The following is a 16,922-nucleotide window of genomic DNA, read 5'->3' as shown; positions in this document are numbered from 1 at the left end:
GAGAGCGTCAGTCGCGCGGATGACGCAGGCGTACGGACACCCAGCGGGCCCGGCGGCGGAGGATGCGCGGAATTCCCACCCGGAGGTCGTTGCCCTGCAACCGCGGGCCGCTGCCTCGTTGGCGGGAGTCAAGACCACCGGGCGAGCGGCGGTCGCGTACTGCGTCACTGTAGTCGTGCGTCCAGCCCATACACCGACGTCTGCCCGGGCCCCAAGGTCGATAACCGCGCGCCGGCCCGTCAATTGGCCTATGCGCCGGGCAATTGGCCGTTCGTGGAACAGGTGTTCCGTTCCGGACACCGGGCGCGACGATCCGGTCACCGGTCGGGTTCGGGATCCTTCAGCCAGTTGACCAGTTCGGTGGAGAAGGCGGCCGGATCCTCTTCGTGCGGGAAGTGGCCGAGCCCGTCGAACAGCCGCCAGCGGTACGGCGCTTCGACGTACTCGCCCGAACCGGCCGCGCTACGGGTGCGCATCACCGGGTCCAGGGAACCGTGCAGGTGCAGCGTCGGCACGCGCACCGGCCGCTTCATGCGCCGGTAGAACTGGATCCCGTCCGGCCGGGCCAACGACCGCACCAGCCACCGGTAGGGCTCCACCGAGCAGTGCGCGGTGGAGGGGATGCACATCGCCCGCCGGTACGTCTCGATCGCCTCGTCCTCCGGCTGCCGGGGGCCGGACCACTCCCGGATCAGCCGGCCGACCAGCTCGCCGTCGTCGGCGGTGAGCTGCCGCTCCGGGATCCAGGGCCGCTGGAACCCCCAGATGTGGGAGCCGGCCGTGGTCTGCCGGACGTCGACGAGCATCGCGGAGCGCCAGCGCCTCGGGTGCGGCATCGAGACGACCGCGAGCCGTCGTACGAGCTTGGGGCGCATGACCGCCGCGGTCCACGCCAGATAGCCGCCCAGGTCGTGACCGACCAGCGCGGCGTCCGGCTCGCCGAGGGAGCGGATCACGCCGGTGATGTCGAGGGCGAGGTTGGCCGGGTCGTAGCCGCGGGGCGTGCGGTCGCTGCCGCCCACGCCCCGCAGGTCCATGGCGACGGCCCGGAAGCCGGCGTCGGCCAGCGCGGTCAGCTGGTGCCGCCACGTCCACCAGAACTGGGGGAAGCCGTGCACGAGCATCACGAGCGGGCCGTCGCCCAGTTCGGCGATGTGGAAGCGCGCGCCGTTGGCGGCGACCTCCCGGTGGGTCACCTTGGTCTCGCCGACGAACTCGGGCCGTACGACCGAGGCGGGCTGAGCCGAAGGGGTGGCGGGGTCCGTCATGACGACGAGCGTGCCACAGGCTCGAGGGCCTTCCGGCCACCGTCCTGCGCGAGCTCGGGCCGTGGGTGCGGCTTGGCGTTCTGCAGGACCCCCGCCGACTCCTTCATCGAGGCGGCGACCTTCTGCGCGCCCTGGCCCTTCTTGGCCTTCTTGGCGAAGGCGACGCCGATCAGCGCCAGGACCACGGCGACGAGGACGTTCGCCGCGAAGGACAGCAGGAAGCAGATCGCGAGATTCCAGTGGCTCCAGGTGCGGATGCCGTACGCGAGGGCGAAGTTCAGCATCGGCAGCGAGAACAGCAGGATCGCGCCCGCCACCGTGAACGCGCCGCCGCTCGTCGCCCCGCGCTTCACGTCCTGCTTGAGCTGGGCCTTCGCCAGCGCGATCTCGTCGTGCACCAGCGCCGACATCTCGGTCGTCGCGGAGGCGAACAGCTGGCCGATGCTGCGTTCGGCGCCGACCGGGCTGCCGTCGGGTGCGCTCATCGCGGTCTCCCTCGTCTTGTACGGTTCCGCCGTCTTCTGCCTGACTGCGTGCGGTCCCGTCTTTTGTACCGTCCCGTCAGATCATGCCGGACGGTCGTCGTCCTCGCCCGCCCCGCCCGCCACTTCGGCAAGCCCGTGGCGCGCCGCGGCCCTCTCCGCGGCCTTCTCCACGGCGAGCCGGCGGTGTTCGGCGGCCTTGCGGTCGTAGATCTCCGCCATGCGCACGTGGTACGCCGGGTCGTCCTCCTCGTAGACGTCGGGGATGCCGTCGAGGTCGTCGTCGCGCTCCTCGTCCTCCCACATCCGGCGGTACTTGGCGTTGCGGACCTTCAGCAGGACGGTCGCCAGGGCCGCCGCGATCAGCGAACCCATCAGGACGGCCGCCTTGACCTCGTCGGTCAGGACCGCGTCGCCCTCGAAGGCCAGCTCCCCGATCAGCAGCGAGACCGTGAAGCCGATGCCGGCGAGCGAGGCCACGGCGAAGACGTCCGCCCAGGCGAGGTCCTCGCTGAGCGAGGCCCGCGTGAAGCGGGCGGTCAGCCAGGTCCCGCCGAAGATGCCGACCGTCTTGCCGACGACGAGCCCCAGGACGACGCCCAGTGTCTCCGGCTTGGTGAACACGTCCCCGAGCGCGCCGCCGGAGACCGACACCCCGGCGCTGAACAGGGCGAACAGCGGAACCGCCAGACCGGCCGACAGCGGGCGCACGAGGTGTTCGATGTGCTCGCCGGGGGAGTGCTCCTCGCCCTCACGGGTGCTGCAGCGCAGCATCAGGCCCATCGCGACGCCCGCGATGGTGGCGTGGATGCCGCTGTTGTACATCAGCGCCCAGATCACCAGCGCGAGCGGCACGTACACGTACCAGCCGCGCACGCCCTTGCGCAGCAGCAGCCAGAACAAGCCGAGGCCGACGACCGCGCCGCCGAGCGCGGCGAAGTCGATGCTTTCGGTGAAGAAGACGGCGATGATCAGGATCGCGAACAGGTCGTCGACGACGGCGAGGGTGAGCAGGAAGGCCCGCAGGGCACTGGGCAGGGAGGTGCCGATGACGGCCAGGACGGCGAGCGCGAAGGCGATGTCGGTGGCCGTGGGCACGGCCCAGCCGCTCAGGCCACCGCCACCGGTGAGATTGGTCAGTACGTAGACCAGCGCCGGTACGGCCATCCCGCACAGGGCGGCGACGACGGGCAGCGCGGCGGCCCTCGGATCCTTGAGGTCACCGGCGACGAGTTCGCGCTTGAGCTCGATGCCGGCGACGAAGAAGAAGACGGCGAGCAGCCCGTCGGCCGCCCAGTGCTCGACCGACAGGTTCAGCCCGAGCGCCCCAGGGCCGAGGTGGAAGTGGCCGACGCTCTCGTAGCTGTCGCGCAGCGCGGGTGTGTTTGCCCAGATCAGTGCGGCGACGGCGGCGACCAGCAGCAGCACACCGCCGACGGTCTCGGTGCGCAGCGCGTCCGCGACGTAGCTCCGCTCGGGCAGGGACAGACGTCCGAAGACCTTGCGGGGGGTGTCGGTGCGAGAGGTGTCGGCGCGGGGCGCGGTCACGGTGGGCCTCCGGTGGGTGGACAGCACGGAACTCGTGCCGACCAGACTTCCCGGCTCACCTTTGTTTACTTTACCTAAAGTGAGTCCGGAGTGCTCCGGTGAGCCCTACGGTACGTGCGCCCGGGGCACCCGGCGCCTCAGGCGCCGGGTGCCCTCGGACAGCGGTGCTCAGTCCTCGCTGGGCGCTGCGGGGAGCTTGTTCTGGATGAGGTCCATGACGGTGGAGTCGGTGAGCGTGGTGACGTCGCCGAGCTGGCGGTTCTCGGCGACGTCGCGCAGGAGGCGGCGCATGATCTTGCCGGAGCGGGTCTTGGGCAGTTCGGCCACCGGCAGGATCCGCTGGGGCTTGGCGATCGGGCCGAGCGTGGCGCCGACGTGGCCGCGCAGCTCGGCGACGAGGTTCTCGTCGTCGGTGTTCGCGGTACCGCGCAGGATGACGAAGGCGACGATGGCCTGTCCGGTGGTCTCGTCGGCGGCGCCGACCACGGCGGCCTCGGCGACGGCCGGGTGGGAGACGAGGGCGGACTCGACCTCGGTGGTGGAGATGTTGTGGCCGGAGACGAGCATCACGTCGTCGACCCGGCCGAGGAGCCAGATGTCGCCGTCGTCGTCCTTCTTCGCGCCGTCGCCGGCGAAGTACTTGCCCTCGAAGCGTGACCAGTAGGTGTCGAGGAAGCGCTGGTCGTCGCCCCAGATGGTGCGCAGCATCGACGGCCACGGCTCGGTCAGGACGAGGTAGCCACCGCCGCCGTCGGGCACCTCGTTGGCCTCGTCGTCGACGACGGTCGCCGAGATGCCGGGCAGGGGCGTCTGCGCCGATCCGGGCTTGGTCGCGGTGACGCCGGGCAGCGGGGAGATCATCATCGCGCCGGTCTCGGTCTGCCACCAGGTGTCCACCACCGGGGTGCGGTCGGCGCCGATGTGCTTGCGGTACCAGATCCAGGCCTCGGGGTTGATCGGCTCGCCCACCGACCCCAGGACCCGCAGGCTGGAGAGGTCGAACTTCGCGGGGATGTCGTCGCCCCACTTCATGAACGTGCGGATCGCGGTCGGCGCCGTGTAGAGGATCGTCACCTTGTACTTCTGCACGATCTCCCAGAACCGGCCCTGGTGCGGGGTGTCCGGGGTGCCCTCGTACATGACCTGCGTCGCGCCGTTCGCCAGCGGCCCGTACACGATGTAGGAGTGGCCGGTGACCCAGCCGACGTCGGCCGTGCACCAGTACACGTCGGTCTCGGGCTTGAGGTCGAACACGGCGTGGTGGGTGTACGCCGTCTGGGTGAGGTAGCCGCCGGAGGTGTGCAGGATGCCCTTCGGCTTCCCCGTCGTGCCGGAGGTGTACAGGATGAACAGCGGGTGCTCGGCGTCGAACGCCTCCGGGGTGTGCTCGGCCGACTGCCGCTCGACGATCTCGTGCCACCACACGTCGCGGCTGTCGTCGAAGGCGACCTCCTGGCCGGTGCGCCGCACCACCAGGACGTGCTCGACGTTGTCCACGCGCGCGACGGCGTCGTCGACGGCCGGCTTGAGCGCGGAGGGCTTGCCGCGCCGGTAGCCGCCGTCGGCGGTGATGACGACCCGGGCGTCGGCGTCCTGGATGCGGGTGGCGAGCGCGTCGGCGGAGAAGCCGCCGAAGACCACCGAGTGCGCGGCGCCGATCCGGGCGCACGCCAGCATCGCGATCGCGGTCTCGGGGATCATCGGCATGTAGACGGCGACCCGGTCGCCCTTGCGCACCCCGAGTTCCAGCAGGGCGTTGGCGGCCCGGGAGACCTCGTCCTTGAGCTGGGCGTAGGTGAGGGCGCGGCTGTCGCCCGGCTCGCCCTCGAAGTGGATCGCCACCCGGTCGCCGTGCCCGGCCTCCACGTGCCGGTCGACGCAGTTGTACGCCACGTTCAGCTCGCCGTCCGCGAACCACTTGGCGAACGGCGGGTTCGACCAGTCCAGCGTCTGCGTCGGCTCCTTGGCCCAGGCGAGCCGGCGGGCCTGCTCGGCCCAGAAGCCGAGCCTGTCAGCCTTGGCCTGCTCGTACGCCTCCGCCGTGACGTTGGCGTTGGCGGCCAGGTCGGCGGGCGGCTCGAACCTGCGCTCTTCCTTGAGCAGGTTGGCCAGGCTTTCGTTGCTCACGACATCTCCCTTTCAAGGGTGTCCGTTGTGTCCCAGGCCACAGCTCATCAGACCCGGGAGCCGGTGACAAGGGCCGACGGAAAATTGGTTTAGACCTGTTGGGGCCGTGTGGTGCGGCTCCCTTTCCGTCGTTCCGAGTCATCCGTACCCACGGACCCCGACCGGTCGGAGTTCAGAGGCGTGACAGCTTTCACGGTCGCGGGGGACGGGAAACGCGAGGCGGGGGATGCGAGGCGGGACGGGGCCGAAGGGGGAGCCGTACCGGCGAGGAGTGGACAGGGCGGGGCGGGACGGGTGGACCGTGCCGCACGGTGGTCCGCCCGCCCCGCTCCGGTCCCTCACGCGCTCAGATCCGCTGCCCCCACATGGTCGAACACCTCGCGCTCACCCTCGCCCGTGCGGTCCTCGCCGAGCAGGTAGGCCTGTGCTTCGCCCACGTGGAAGTACATCCCGTGCAGCTCGAGCTCGCCGGCCCGCAGTGACCGCGCCACCGACTCATGGGCCCGCAGATGGTCCAACTGCTCCACCACGTTGGTCAGGCACAGTTGCTCGGCCGCGTCGGCGGCCGCCCGCCCGGCCAGCCGTGCCCGGGGCCGGCCGGCGTCGGCCATCCGCTCCAGGCTGGGCAGCCCGTGCCGCAGCCATCGCCGCAACGGTGTCTGCACGTCACCCGGTTCGGCATTGAGCAGCGCCTGCATGGCCCCGCAACCGGAGTGCCCGCAGACCGTGATGGACCGCACCTTCAGCACGTCCACCGCGTATTCGATCGCGGCCGCCACCGAGTCGTCCCCGCTCTCCTCGCCGGGCGGTGGCACGAGGTTGCCCACGTTGCGCACCACGAACAGGTCGCCGGGACCACTGGAGGTGATCATCGACGTCACCAGCCGCGAGTCGGCGCAGGTGAGGAACAACTGGGACGGCTGCTGCCCTTCCCGAGCAAGCCGAGCCAGCTCGCCCCGCACCAGCGGCGCGGTGTTCCGCTGGAACGCGCTGATTCCACGGAGCAGCTGACGCGCGCTGGGCCGGGAGCCGGTGGCACCGAGGGGCCGGGCACGCCCGGCCGGCTCGGCGGGGCCGGCCCGTTCCACCCGCCGGGTGTGAGGGGTCTGTCCGGCCTGCTCGGTCCGCCCGGTCGGCTCGGTGAGTGCCGGTGGCGCGGCGGACTCGGCGAGCCCGTTCGTGGTGGCCGGTCGGGCGGACTTCGCGAACTCCACGGGAAGTGTGCCGGGCCGCACGCCCGGCCCTTCGCCGGCCTGCTCCTTCACCAGGCCCTCCCGGTGCTGCGTGGCGCGGGTACCGGGCGGCGGTGCCGCCATCGGTCCGTCGCACTGATGGTTGCGCCAGGGTGTCCAGGGACGGCAGCGACAGCCGGTGAGCGGACTGTCCGACGTGCCGGCGGAGACGGCGGCTCCGACGGGAGGGGCGACAGGGCGGTCCCCTTCGGCACCGGAACCGGAGGGGGCGGTCCCCTCGCCGGAGCGGCGGCCGGTCAGTTCGACGGAGCCGCCCTGCGCGGTGTGCGTTCTCTGCCAGTCCTGCAGTGTCTCGTACGCCGCGTGGTCCATGAAGGAACCGTCCAACTCGACGACCACGTGAGCGCCTTGAGGCGCGTGATGCAGGGCGCGGCTGAGGCGTGGCACCGCCAGGAACGTCAACTGCCCTCGTACCTGTACGTGGTGGACTCCTTCCTTCTCGTCGTGGGTGATGCGGGTGCGGGCGAGGCGGTGCATGGAGACGGCGACGGCCACGGCGACACCGAGCGCGACGCCCTGCAGGACGCCGAGGAACACCACGCCCAGGGTGGTGATGGCGTACACCGGCACCTCTCGGTGGCGGGTCACCGTGCGGATGTGGTGGAGGGACACCATCTGGATGCCGACGGCCATGACCAGGGCTGCGAGCGCGGCGAGCGGGATCAGCTCCAGGACCTGGACCATCAGCAGCGCGGCCACTACTACGAGAACGCCGTGCAGCATGGTGGAGTTCCGGCTGACGGCGCCGGCGTGCACATTCGCGGAACTGCGTACCGCCACGCCCGCGACGGGCAGTCCGCCCAGTGCGCCGGAGACCAGATTGGCGGCCCCCTGACCGAGCAGTTCGCGGTCGAGGTCGGAGCGGCCGACCAGGGCGGGCAGGCCGGGGCGGGCGGCGATCAGCTTGTCCACGGCGACCGCACCGAGCAATGACTGCACGCTGCACACCAGGGTGATGGTGAGGACGGCGGCGACGAGTCCGAGCGCCGGCCCTTCCGGCAGCCCCGCCAGAGCATGGCTGCTCCAGGACGGCAGCTCGACCCGGGGTTGGGCGAGCCCGGCGAACACGGCGGTCGCGGTGGCCCCGGTGACGGCGACCAGGGCGGCGGGCACCTTGCGCAGCAGACCACCCAGGCGGCCGGGCAGGCGTGGCCAGAGCATCAGCAGGGCCAGTGTGAGGACGCTGACCACCACCGCGGCCGGGTCCAGGTCGAGCAACTGGGCGGGCAGGGAGCTCAGATTCTCGAGTACGGAGCTCTGCGGGCTGCCGCCGAGGACGATGTGCAGCTGGGCGACGGCGATGGTGACACCGATGCCCGCGAGCATGCCGTGCACGATGGCGGGGCTGACGGCGAGCGCGCTGCGGGCCACGCGCAGGCAGCCGAGACCGAGTTGGGCGAGTCCGGCCAGGACGGTGATGGCGCAGGTGGTCCGCCAGCCGTAGCGGTGGATGAGGTCGGCTGTGACGACGGTCAGGCCGGCGGCGGGCCCGCTGACCTGGAGAGGCGAGCCGCCGAACCTTCCGGCGAGGAGCCCGCCGACGGCGGCGGCGACCAGGCCCGCCTGAAGGGGCGCGCCGGTGGCCAGGGCGATCCCCAGGGACAGGGGCAGGGCGATGAGGAAGACCGCGATCGCGGCGGATACGTCGGCGCCCGCCACGTGGAAGCGGCGGCGCGGTGCGGGCGGGGGGCTGTGGGGTGGGTGGACGCGCTCGGTCTGGGGCGAGTCCGGCGTACGAGTAGGGATGCAGGCTGACATGTTTCCCGTCTCCTCCGGGGCTGCGCGGTCGCATTTGCGGCCGTGGGTCACGGCGTACAGCGGCGGGATGGATCAACTATCAGTAAATGAATCGTAATGCAGAGTAAAGGCTGAGCATGCATTTTTCGGGCAAATGGGTTAATCGATCACTCGAATGAGCGGACTAAGTATTTAGTCGGCTTGTCGTACTAATTCCTTTCCGGGTCCCGTGTGACGTTGGCGGCGCCGTTGTTGGCCCTGGAGAAGGAAGAAGGTGGGCGGAAGATGGCCGCCACCCAGAGGATCGCCGCGGGTGCCGTGATTGCCGCGGCGGTTGCGTCGCTCGCCGGCTGTGCTGCGGGAACCGGTGGTTCCCACGGTTCTGAGGAAGGGGTGTCAGGGCCCCAGAAGGCGAAGCCGGCGGCTCCCGCACCCGGGAACGCCGTCCGCCTCATCGGCGACGGCTCCACCGCGTTCACCGGAGCCCAGCCCCATCTGCCCAGACCGGAGCGCCTCAAGCCGGGGCAGAAGCCGCCGCAGTTCGTCGTCTTCTCGTGGGACGGCGCGGGTGAGGACAGCCAGCGGCTGTTCTCCCACTTCCGCAAGGTGGCCAAGGAGAACAACGCCACCATGACCTATTTCCTCAGTGGCGTGTACCTGCTGCCGGAGCACAAACGCGACCTCTACCGGCCGCCCCAGCACTCGCCGGGCCGCTCCGACATCGGCTTCAACGACGAACAGGGCATCGCCGACACCGTGAAGCAGCTCCGCCTGGCGTGGCTGGAGGGCAACGAGATCGGCACCCACTTCAACGGCCACTTCTGCGGCAAGGACGGCGGTGTCGGCGAGTGGTCGGTCGAGGAGTGGAAGGAGGAGATCGCCCAGGCCAAGCAGTTCGTGAAGACCTGGAAGACCAACACCGGCGTGGCGAAGGCGGCCCCGCTGCCCTTCGACTACGACAAGGAGCTCATCGGAGCCCGCACACCCTGTCTCGAAGGGCAGGAGAACTTCCGCAAGGCCGGCCGGGAGCTGGGCTTCCGCTATGACACCAGCGGTGTCAACAACCAGGTCTGGCCCGGCAAGAAGGAGGGCCTGTGGGATCTGTCCATGCAGCTCGTGCCCTTCCCCGGCCACTCCTTCGAGCAGCTCACCATGGATTACAACTTCATGGTCAACCAGTCCGGCACCGCCACCCAGGGCGACCCCGCCAAGCACGAGTACTGGGGCGACCAGATGCGTGACGGCCTGCTCAGGGGCTTCCAGCGGGCCTACGACGGCAACCGCGCGCCGTTGATCATCGGTAACCACTTCGAGTCCTGGAACGGCGGCACGTACATGCGCGCCGTCGAGGAGGTCGTGGAGAACGTGTGCACCAAGGAGGAGGTGCGCTGCGTCTCCTTCCGGCAGCTCGCGGACTGGCTGGACGCCCAGGATCCGCAGACCCTGGCCAAGCTGCGCGGACTCGGAGTCGGCGAGGCCCCGAAGCAGGGCTGGGCGTCCTTCCTCTCCGGCAGTCCCGCCCCGGCCCCGAAGGGCGTGCCCGGGGCGCCGGCGGTCAAGCGGTAGCGGTCGGTCGCGGGCGGCGGGGGTCGCGCGGGCCGGCCCGCGCGACCGTCACGCCGAGGCGGTCAGGCTCTCGCCGAGGACGAAGCCGGGGTCGATCTGCGCAGCCAGGTCGACCCCCGTCCGCTCGTTCCCCCAGGACTGGGCGTTCTTCAGGTGGAAGTGCACCATCTGGCGCGTGTAGCGCTCCCAGTCGCGTCGCTCGTACGCCGAATCGGCGGTCGCCCGCAGCAGATCGAGTGCGCGGCGGTTGGCGTCCTCCAGGGTGTCGAACCGGGGCGGCCGGCCCTTCTCCATGGCGCGTACCCAGTCCGAGTGGCCGACCGTCACGAGCAGGTCCTCCCCGACCTCGGCGCGGAGGAAGTCGAGGTCGTCCCGGCCCTGGACCTTGTTGCCCACCACCCTCAGCTCGACGCCGAAGTCACGGGCGTACTCCTTGTACTGGCGGTAGACGGAGACCCCCTTCCGGGTCGGCTCGGCGACGAGGAACGTGATGTCGAAACGGGTGAACATGCCGGACGCGAAGGAATCCGAACCCGCTGTCATGTCGACGACCACGTACTCGTCGCGGCCGTCCACCAGGTGGTTCAGGCACAGCTCCACCGCTCCCGTCTTGGAGTGGTAGCAGGCGACCCCCAGGTCGGCGTCCGTGAAGGGGCCCGTGACCATCAGACGGACGGCGCCGCCGTCGAGTTCCACCGGCCGGGCGCACGCGTCGTACACCGGGTTGTCCTCCGACACCCGCAGCAGCCGCGAACCCTCGCCGGGCGGGGTCGTCTTGATCATCGTCTCGGCGGAGGCGATGCGGGGGTTGGAGCCGCGCAGGTAGTCCTTGATCAGCGGCAGCCGGTTCCCCATCGCGGGCAGCGCCGCGGCGTCCGCCTCGTCGAGTCCGAGTGCGGCGCCCAAGTGCTGGTTGATGTCCGCGTCGACCGCGATCACCGGCGCGCCACCGGCCGCGAGATGACGGACGAAGAGGGAGGACAGCGTGGTCTTGCCGCTGCCGCCCTTCCCGACGAAAGCAATTTTCATGTTCACCAAGAGTAGTGCCGTGTATGCGTTGCGTCGCGCTCCCGCGTGAAGAAGACCACTCCTTCGTGGGGTCCGCGCCCGCGTTGCGTAGTGTCGTACTCATGAGTACGACAGGTGCTACCGCCGATCCGCTCGCGGCCCTGGGATCGCTGCCCGGGGTGGCCGACTCCGTCGAGACCGTGCGCAAAGCCGTGGACCGCGTCTACGGCCACCGCGTCATGCGACGACGCAGCACGGCGATCACCTCCGAGGCCGCCCTGCGCGGCTCCCGCGGCTCGGCGGCGCTGTCCGGCGCGGACTGGGCCCTGGAGGAGGTGCGTCGGCGCAGCGACTTCGGAGCCGACGACGAGGCGCGGGTCGTCGGTGCGGCGCTGCGGCTGACCGCCGAGGCGGGCCAGTTGCTGTCCATCTGGCGGCAGTCGCCCCTGCGGGTGCTGGCGCGGCTGCACCTGGTCGCCGCGGCGACCGACGGCGACGAGGTGGGGCGGCCCAGGCGGTCGGGCGAGACGGTCGCCGAGCCGCTGATCGAGCTGCCCCTGCCGAGTGCGGACGAGGTCTCCGGCCGCCTGGAGGGACTGTCCGGGCTGATCCTCGCGGGGAGTTCCGCGCCTGCCCTGGTCACCGCCGCCGTCGTCCACGGCGAACTCCTCGCCCTGCGGCCCTTCGCCTCGCACAACGGTCTGGTGGCACGGGCCGCCGAGCGCATCGTGCTGATCGGCAGCGGCCTCGACCCCAAGTCGGTCTGCCCCGCCGAGGTGGGCCATGCGGAACTGGGCCGGGCGGCCTATCTCGCGGCCCTCGAGGGCTATGTCTCCGGCACCCCGGAAGGCATGGCGGCCTGGATCGCCCACTGCGGCAGGGCTGTGGAGCTGGGGGCCCGGGAGTCGACGGCGGTGTGCGAGGCGCTTCAGCGCGGGGCGGCGTAACGGGAAAGGCGCTCCCGAGGGGGCGGAAGCGCCGTAAGGGGCCGGAAAGGAGTTGCGGCGGTACGAGGTCTCGTACCGCCGCTGGCATGTTCACCGGGTTACCAAGCGTCCTCGATATATGCCCATCAGGTCGGGAACTCGGCCCGTCACCTGGTGCGGCTGGCCCGTAATCGACGGGTCGACGTCGCGTGGGTGCCCGGTGTTCATGCTTCGGTCCGTGGGGCCAAATGCGGTATTAAGGTGATCCTCTCGGATGTCCTTGGTCTCGCGGGCCGTTGACTCCTTTGTACTCCAGGACCCCGGCAAGTGGAAGTGCAGGCGTCCGTTCTTTACTTTTACTCTCAAACAGGTGGCAATCGGGCGTCGGGGGCCGGCGCGGTCGTGGCTCAGGCGGTCGCCGCCGCCCGCCGCCGACTGGCGTACCAGACCAGACCCGCCGTGGCCGCCGCGGCTCCTATCGCGGCCACCGCGACGAGCGCCGGACGGGGTGGGACGGAGAACCCCGGAATCCGCTGCTTGAGCCGCACCGGCCGGTGGAAGTCCAGGATGGGCCAGCCCCGCGCGACGGCCTCCCGGCGCAGTGCGCGGTCCGGATTCACGGCGTGCGGATGGCCGACCGCCTCGAGCATCGGCAGATCGGTCGCCGAGTCGCTGTAGGCGTAGCAGCGCGCAAGGTCGTAGCCCTCGGACTCCGCCAGTTCCCTGACGGCCTCGGCCTTGGTCGGGCCGTACGCGTAGTACTCCACCTCCCCGGTGAAGCAGCCGTCCTCGCCCACGACCATCCGGGTGGCCACCACGCGGTCCGCGCCGAGCAGCTCGCCGATCGGCTCCACCACTTCGGCGCCCGATGTGGAGACGATCACGACGTCGCGGCCGGCGGTGTGGTGCTGCTCGATCAGGGAGGCCGCCTCGTCATAGATGAGCGGGTCGATCAGGTCGTGAAGGGTCTCGGCGACGATCTCCTTCACCTGGCGGACGTTCCAGCCGCGGACCATCGCGGAGAGGTACTCGCGGGTCCGCTCCATCTGGTCGTGGTCCATACCGCCGACGAGGAAGACGAACTGCGCATATGCGGTACGCAAGGCCGCCCTGCGGTTGATCAGCCCGCCTTGGTAGAAGGACTTGCTGAAGGTGAGTGTGCTCGACTTCGCAATGACCGTCTTGTCCAGGTCAAAGAAGGCCGCTGTCCGGGGCAAGGAGTGGTTTTCCACACCCTTGAGCATAGGGGCAGCTCATTCGGCGTAAGGTCGGCGTGTGGGTTTGCCTGAGAAGGCTCTCGGGTACACCATGGAAGTCACGGATCGTTCGCGACCGTGCTAACCCGGTCCGACTCCTCCCCCCCCCGAGTCGGCCGTGGAGACGACCCCCGCTCTCCCCCCCGGCGGGGGTCGTCGCATGTCCGGAGGGGTTTTCCCTCTTTCCGTGGACCCCCTCCCGTGTCGACGCGACGAAGGTCGCCCCTCCGGCACGTCCGTCATTCGTGACCCTCCGTAGTCGTCGGGCCGCTCTGCGGGCGCCGCGCACAGGGCGGACGGCACTCACCGGTATGGGTGACGGTGATATTCACAACTCCCCACCGGTCCACAGTTATCCACCAAGATCCACATGATTTCCGGCTTCGTCGCATCGTGATTCCCACACGTTCGCTCACGCCGAGTTCCGGGCCGCCTCTGTTCGCCGGCCGCCCGACCCGGTTTCCGGCGGACCTTCACAGGGAGACCGGACACCGGTTCTTCACACGTACGGGATTCGCGGGGCCGCAGAGGACTGCGCGCCACGCGGCGAAGGGGAGGAAAACCGTGACCGGAGCCGTCACACACGACCCGTCACCCCCTGCCGGAGGGCGGCAGGGCAGGCCACTGATCGTCACCGAGGACGCGGTGCTCCTCGACGATCTGCTGCGGCTGTGCGCCGCCGCCGGCGCGACACCCGAGGTGCACCACTCGGTGCCCGCACAGCGGGGCGGCTGGGAGTCCGCGCCGCTCGTCCTGGTCGGTGACGACGCCGCGCGCCGTGTGCGCGGTGCCGCCCGCCGCCGCGGAGTGGTCCTCGTGGGGCACGATCAGGACGACTCGGGGGTGTGGCGCAGGGCCGTCGAGATCGGCGCCGACCACGTCCTGGTGCTGCCCGACGGCGAGCAGTGGCTCGTCGACCGGATCGCCGACGTCGCCGAGGGCGTCGGGCGGCCCGCCCTCACCGTGGGCGTCGTCGGCGGGCGCGGCGGGGCCGGAGCGTCCACGCTCGCCTGCGCTCTCGCCGTCACCTCCGCGCGGGAGGGGCTGCGCACCCTTCTGGTGGACGCGGACCCACTGGGCGGCGGCCTCGACGTCCTGCTCGGCGGCGAGACCGTCGAAGGCCTGCGCTGGCCGGCCTTCGCCGCCTCACGAGGACGCGTCGGCGGCGGAGCCCTGGAGGAGTCACTGCCCGCACTGCATCGGCTGCGCGTGCTCAGCTGGGACCGCGGCGACTGTGTCTCCATCCCGCCACAGGCCGTGCGGGCGGTGCTCGCCGCCGCCCGCCGCCGCGGCGGCACGGTCGTCGTCGACCTGCCGCGGCGCATCGACGACGGGGTCGCCGAGGTCCTCGCCCAGCTCGACGTCGGCCTCCTCGTGGTCCCCGCCGAACTGCGCGCCGTCGCGGCGGCCGGACGCGTCGCGTCCGCCGTCAACATGGTCCTGCGCGACCTGAGGGTGGCGGTACGCGGTCCGTACGCCCCCGGACTCGACGACCGTGAGGTGTCCCGTCTGCTCGGTCTGCCCTTGGCCGGCGAGGTGCCCGTCGAGTCCGGCCTGCTGCGCCCGGACGGCGGCAAGGCGCCGCCGGGCGGGGCCGCGCGCGGACCGCTCGCCCGTTTCTGCAAGGAGTTCTGGGAGCGGGCGCTGGCCGAGGCGGGCACCGTATGAGCACGGTGACCCGGCTCGACCGGCCGCGAGGACCGGGCACACTCCTCGACGGCGTGCGGCAGTGGCTCGCCGAGAGCGGGGCCGAACCGACACCCGCACGCGTGGCGCAGGCCCTGCGCGAACAGGGACGTGTCCTCGGGGACGCGGAAGTGCTCGGGGCGGCCGAGCAACTGCGGTCCGAACTGGTCGGCAGCGGCCCGCTGGAGCCGCTGCTCGCCGACCCTTCGGTGACCGACGTCCTGGTGTCGGCCCCCGACCGGGTCTGGGTCGACCGGGGCGGAGGCCTGGAACTGACCACCGTCTCCTTCCCGGACGCGGCCGCCGTGCGGCGACTCGCGCAGCGTCTGGCCGCGGTGGCCGGACGGCGCCTGGACGACGCCCGGCCCTGGGCCGACGCGCGGCTGCCCGACGGCACCAGGCTGCACGCCGTACTGCCCCCGGTGGCCGTCGGCTGCACCTGCCTGGCGTTGCGCGTGGTACGGCCGCGAGCGTTCACCCTGGACGAACTCGTGGCCGCGGGCACGGTGCCGCCGGGCGGGGACGAAGTGCTGCGGGCACTGCTGCGGGCCCGGCTGTCCTTCCTGGTCAGCGGGGGCACCGGCACCGGCAAGACGACCCTGCTCAGCGCGTTGCTGGGACTGGTCGGGCCGGGAGAGCGGATCGTGCTGGCGGAGGACTCCGCGGAATTGCGGCCGGACCACCCGCACGTCGTCCGGCTGGAGACCAGGCCGGCCAACCAGGAGGGCGCCGGACTGGTCACGCTCGAGGACCTGGTGCGGCAGGCGCTGCGGATGCGGCCGGATCGGCTGGTCGTGGGCGAGGTGCGCGGAGCGGAGGTCGTCCACCTGCTGGCCGCGCTCAACACCGGCCACGAGGGCGGGTGCGGGACGGTCCACGCGAATGCCGCCGCCGATGTCCCCACCCGGCTGGAGGCGCTGGGCACGGCGGCCGGGCTCGACCGGGCGGCTCTGCACAGCCAGTTGGCGGCCGCGTTGTCCGTGGTGCTGCACCTGGTGCGCGACCCGGCCGGGCGACGGCGGATCGCCGAGGTGCACGTGCTGGAGCGGGACCACTCGGGGCTGGTGCGGACCGTGCCGGCGCTGCGGTGGCAGTCGGATGCGTTCGCGCGCGAACGCGGCTGGGAGCGGCTGAGGGAGCTGCTGCGAAGCGAGAGGAGCGAAGAGAGCCATGAGCGTGACAGGAGGGACGGGTGAGGTGCCGATGAGCGCGGCCGTCGCCTGTGCCGGGGTGGCGGTCCTGCTGTGGGGCGGACCGTACTCGGCGCTTCGGCGGGCGCAGTTGCTGCTGGCCGGAGATGAGACCGGCGGCAGTGGGCCACCGTCATGGCAGGACCTGACACACGGTCTGCGACACGTGCGTGCACGCTGGCGGTCCGAGTGGTGGTCACCGGTCGTCGGACTGCTCGTGGCCGTGCTCGGAGGCTCGGTACTGCCGGTCGCCGCGGGGGTGGTCGGGGTGCCCCTGCTGCGTCGTGCGAGGCGGGCCCGGTCGGCGCGGCGTGCGGGTGAGCGCCGGGCTGACGCGGTGATCGCGCTGTGCGCGGCGCTCGCCGGGGAGGTGCGCTCCGGGAGGCAACCCGGTGAGGCCTTGCAGCGCGCCGCACGCGACTCGGGAGGGCTCGGCGAGGCCCAGGCGGCCGTACTGGCGGCCGCCCGGTTCGGCGGTGACGTGCCCGGCGCGCTGACCGGTGCGGCACGGCAGTCCGGGGCCGACGGTCTGCTGGGGCTCGCGGCGTGCTGGCGGGTGGCCGTGGACCAGGGAGCGGGGCTCGCGGCCGGACTCGACCGCCTCGAAGGGGCATTGCGCGCCGAACGCGACCAGCGCGCCGACCTGAGGGCGCAGCTGGCGGGAGCCCGCTCCACCGCGGTGATGCTCGCCTGCCTGCCGGTCCTGGGCCTCCTCCTGGGCACGGCACTCGGCGCGGACCCGCTGCATGTCCTGCTGCACACCGGGGCCGGCCTCGGGTGCCTGCTCGTCGGCGGGGTGCTGGAAGGGCTGGGGATGTGGTGGGCGCTGCGGATCATGCGAGGTGCGGAAGGGGTGTGAGACGGACGGAGGAGCG

At 71.4% G+C, this 16,922-nt stretch carries 13 protein-coding genes; 5 read left to right on the top strand and 8 right to left on the bottom strand.

Annotated features, from left to right (window positions below; all coding sequences use genetic code 11):
* Positions 1–7: 7 nt before the first annotated feature.
* The 6 genes from ACF09K_RS08590 to ACF09K_RS08565 all read right to left on the bottom strand — a co-directional run bounded on the left by ACF09K_RS08590 (position 8) and on the right by ACF09K_RS08565 (position 8,436).
* Positions 8–190 (bottom strand): hypothetical protein, encoded by a 183-nt coding sequence (locus ACF09K_RS08590; RefSeq protein WP_392241763.1) that lies wholly within the window; start codon positions 188–190, stop codon positions 8–10.
* A 127-nt stretch (positions 191–317) separates the two neighbouring features.
* Positions 318–1,268, bottom strand: coding sequence for an alpha/beta fold hydrolase (locus ACF09K_RS08585; protein WP_392241762.1), 951 nt, complete (start codon positions 1,266–1,268; stop codon positions 318–320).
* Positions 1,265–1,753 carry a phage holin family protein gene (locus ACF09K_RS08580; protein WP_392241761.1) on the bottom strand — a complete coding sequence of 163 codons (489 nt, stop codon included), beginning with the start codon at positions 1,751–1,753 and terminating at the stop codon, positions 1,265–1,267. The genes ACF09K_RS08585 and ACF09K_RS08580 overlap by 4 nt, the downstream gene beginning before the upstream one ends.
* 81 nt (positions 1,754–1,834) lie before the next feature.
* On the bottom strand, positions 1,835–3,298 hold the full coding sequence (nhaA, locus tag ACF09K_RS08575; protein ID WP_392241760.1) for a Na+/H+ antiporter NhaA: 1,464 nt from the start codon (positions 3,296–3,298) through the stop codon (positions 1,835–1,837).
* Between the two features lie 168 nt (positions 3,299–3,466).
* Positions 3,467–5,425, bottom strand: a complete 1,959-nt coding sequence (acs, locus tag ACF09K_RS08570) for an acetate--CoA ligase (protein ID WP_392241759.1) — start codon at positions 5,423–5,425, stop codon at positions 3,467–3,469.
* A 338-nt stretch (positions 5,426–5,763) separates the two neighbouring features.
* On the bottom strand, positions 5,764–8,436 hold the full coding sequence (locus tag ACF09K_RS08565; protein ID WP_392241758.1) for a SulP family inorganic anion transporter: 2,673 nt from the start codon (positions 8,434–8,436) through the stop codon (positions 5,764–5,766).
* A gap of 264 nt (positions 8,437–8,700) precedes the next feature.
* On the opposite strand from ACF09K_RS08565, the gene ACF09K_RS08560 reads away from it, so the two are divergent.
* Positions 8,701–9,981, top strand: coding sequence for a hypothetical protein (locus tag ACF09K_RS08560; RefSeq protein WP_392241757.1), 1,281 nt, complete (start codon positions 8,701–8,703; stop codon positions 9,979–9,981).
* A 48-nt stretch (positions 9,982–10,029) separates the two neighbouring features.
* Here the strand turns inward: ACF09K_RS08560 and ACF09K_RS08555 are convergent, their stop codons facing one another.
* A complete protein-coding gene (locus ACF09K_RS08555) occupies positions 10,030–11,010 on the bottom strand; it encodes an ATP-binding protein (RefSeq protein ID WP_392241756.1) in 981 nt (326 codons plus the stop codon).
* A 101-nt stretch (positions 11,011–11,111) separates the two neighbouring features.
* Here ACF09K_RS08555 and ACF09K_RS08550 point away from each other — a divergent pair, with 101 nt between their 5' ends.
* The gene (locus ACF09K_RS08550; RefSeq protein ID WP_392241755.1) at positions 11,112–11,936 is read left to right on the top strand and encodes an oxidoreductase; all 825 of its coding nucleotides are present in this window, start codon (positions 11,112–11,114) and stop codon (positions 11,934–11,936) included.
* A 386-nt stretch (positions 11,937–12,322) separates the two neighbouring features.
* On the opposite strand, the gene ACF09K_RS08545 is transcribed toward ACF09K_RS08550, so the two are convergent.
* A complete protein-coding gene (locus ACF09K_RS08545) occupies positions 12,323–13,159 on the bottom strand; it encodes an HAD family hydrolase (protein WP_392241754.1) in 837 nt (278 codons plus the stop codon).
* 576 nt (positions 13,160–13,735) lie between these two features.
* Here ACF09K_RS08545 and ssd point away from each other — a divergent pair.
* The 3 genes from ssd to ACF09K_RS08530 are packed head-to-tail and all read left to right on the top strand — an operon-like array spanning position 13,736 to position 16,906.
* Positions 13,736–14,839 (top strand): septum site-determining protein Ssd, encoded by a 1,104-nt coding sequence (ssd, locus tag ACF09K_RS08540; protein ID WP_392241753.1) that lies wholly within the window; start codon positions 13,736–13,738, stop codon positions 14,837–14,839.
* Positions 14,836–16,053, top strand: coding sequence for a TadA family conjugal transfer-associated ATPase (locus ACF09K_RS08535; protein WP_392241752.1), 1,218 nt, complete (start codon positions 14,836–14,838; stop codon positions 16,051–16,053). The genes ssd and ACF09K_RS08535 overlap by 4 nt, the downstream gene beginning before the upstream one ends.
* The gene (locus tag ACF09K_RS08530) at positions 16,028–16,906 is read left to right on the top strand and encodes a type II secretion system F family protein (RefSeq protein ID WP_392241751.1); all 879 of its coding nucleotides are present in this window, start codon (positions 16,028–16,030) and stop codon (positions 16,904–16,906) included. Before ACF09K_RS08535 ends, ACF09K_RS08530 begins: the two co-directional genes overlap by 26 nt.
* The last annotated feature ends 16 nt before the right edge of the window (positions 16,907–16,922 follow it).

The sequence above is a fragment of the Streptomyces sp. NPDC014882 genome, from assembly GCF_043081325.1.
GTDB lineage: Bacteria > Actinomycetota > Actinomycetes > Streptomycetales > Streptomycetaceae > Streptomyces.
The sequence above is the reverse complement of the archived record's forward strand: the minus strand, read 5'-3'. Positions and strand labels throughout refer to the sequence as shown.

Coding starts and splice junctions, on each gene's coding strand:
- ACF09K_RS08590 (WP_392241763.1), bottom strand. CDS start 190: ATGGGCTGGACGCACGACTACAGTGACGCAGTACGCGACCGCCGCTCG.
- ACF09K_RS08585 (WP_392241762.1), bottom strand. CDS start 1,268: ATGACGGACCCCGCCACCCCTTCGGCTCAGCCCGCCTCGGTCGTACGG.
- ACF09K_RS08580 (WP_392241761.1), bottom strand. CDS start 1,753: ATGAGCGCACCCGACGGCAGCCCGGTCGGCGCCGAACGCAGCATCGGC.
- ACF09K_RS08565 (WP_392241758.1), bottom strand. CDS start 8,436: ATGTCAGCCTGCATCCCTACTCGTACGCCGGACTCGCCCCAGACCGAG.
- ACF09K_RS08560 (WP_392241757.1), top strand. CDS start 8,701: ATGGCCGCCACCCAGAGGATCGCCGCGGGTGCCGTGATTGCCGCGGCG.
- ACF09K_RS08555 (WP_392241756.1), bottom strand. CDS start 11,010: ATGAAAATTGCTTTCGTCGGGAAGGGCGGCAGCGGCAAGACCACGCTG.
- ACF09K_RS08550 (WP_392241755.1), top strand. CDS start 11,112: ATGAGTACGACAGGTGCTACCGCCGATCCGCTCGCGGCCCTGGGATCG.
- ACF09K_RS08545 (WP_392241754.1), bottom strand. CDS start 13,159: ATGCTCAAGGGTGTGGAAAACCACTCCTTGCCCCGGACAGCGGCCTTC.
- ACF09K_RS08535 (WP_392241752.1), top strand. CDS start 14,836: ATGAGCACGGTGACCCGGCTCGACCGGCCGCGAGGACCGGGCACACTC.
- ACF09K_RS08530 (WP_392241751.1), top strand. CDS start 16,028: ATGAGCGTGACAGGAGGGACGGGTGAGGTGCCGATGAGCGCGGCCGTC.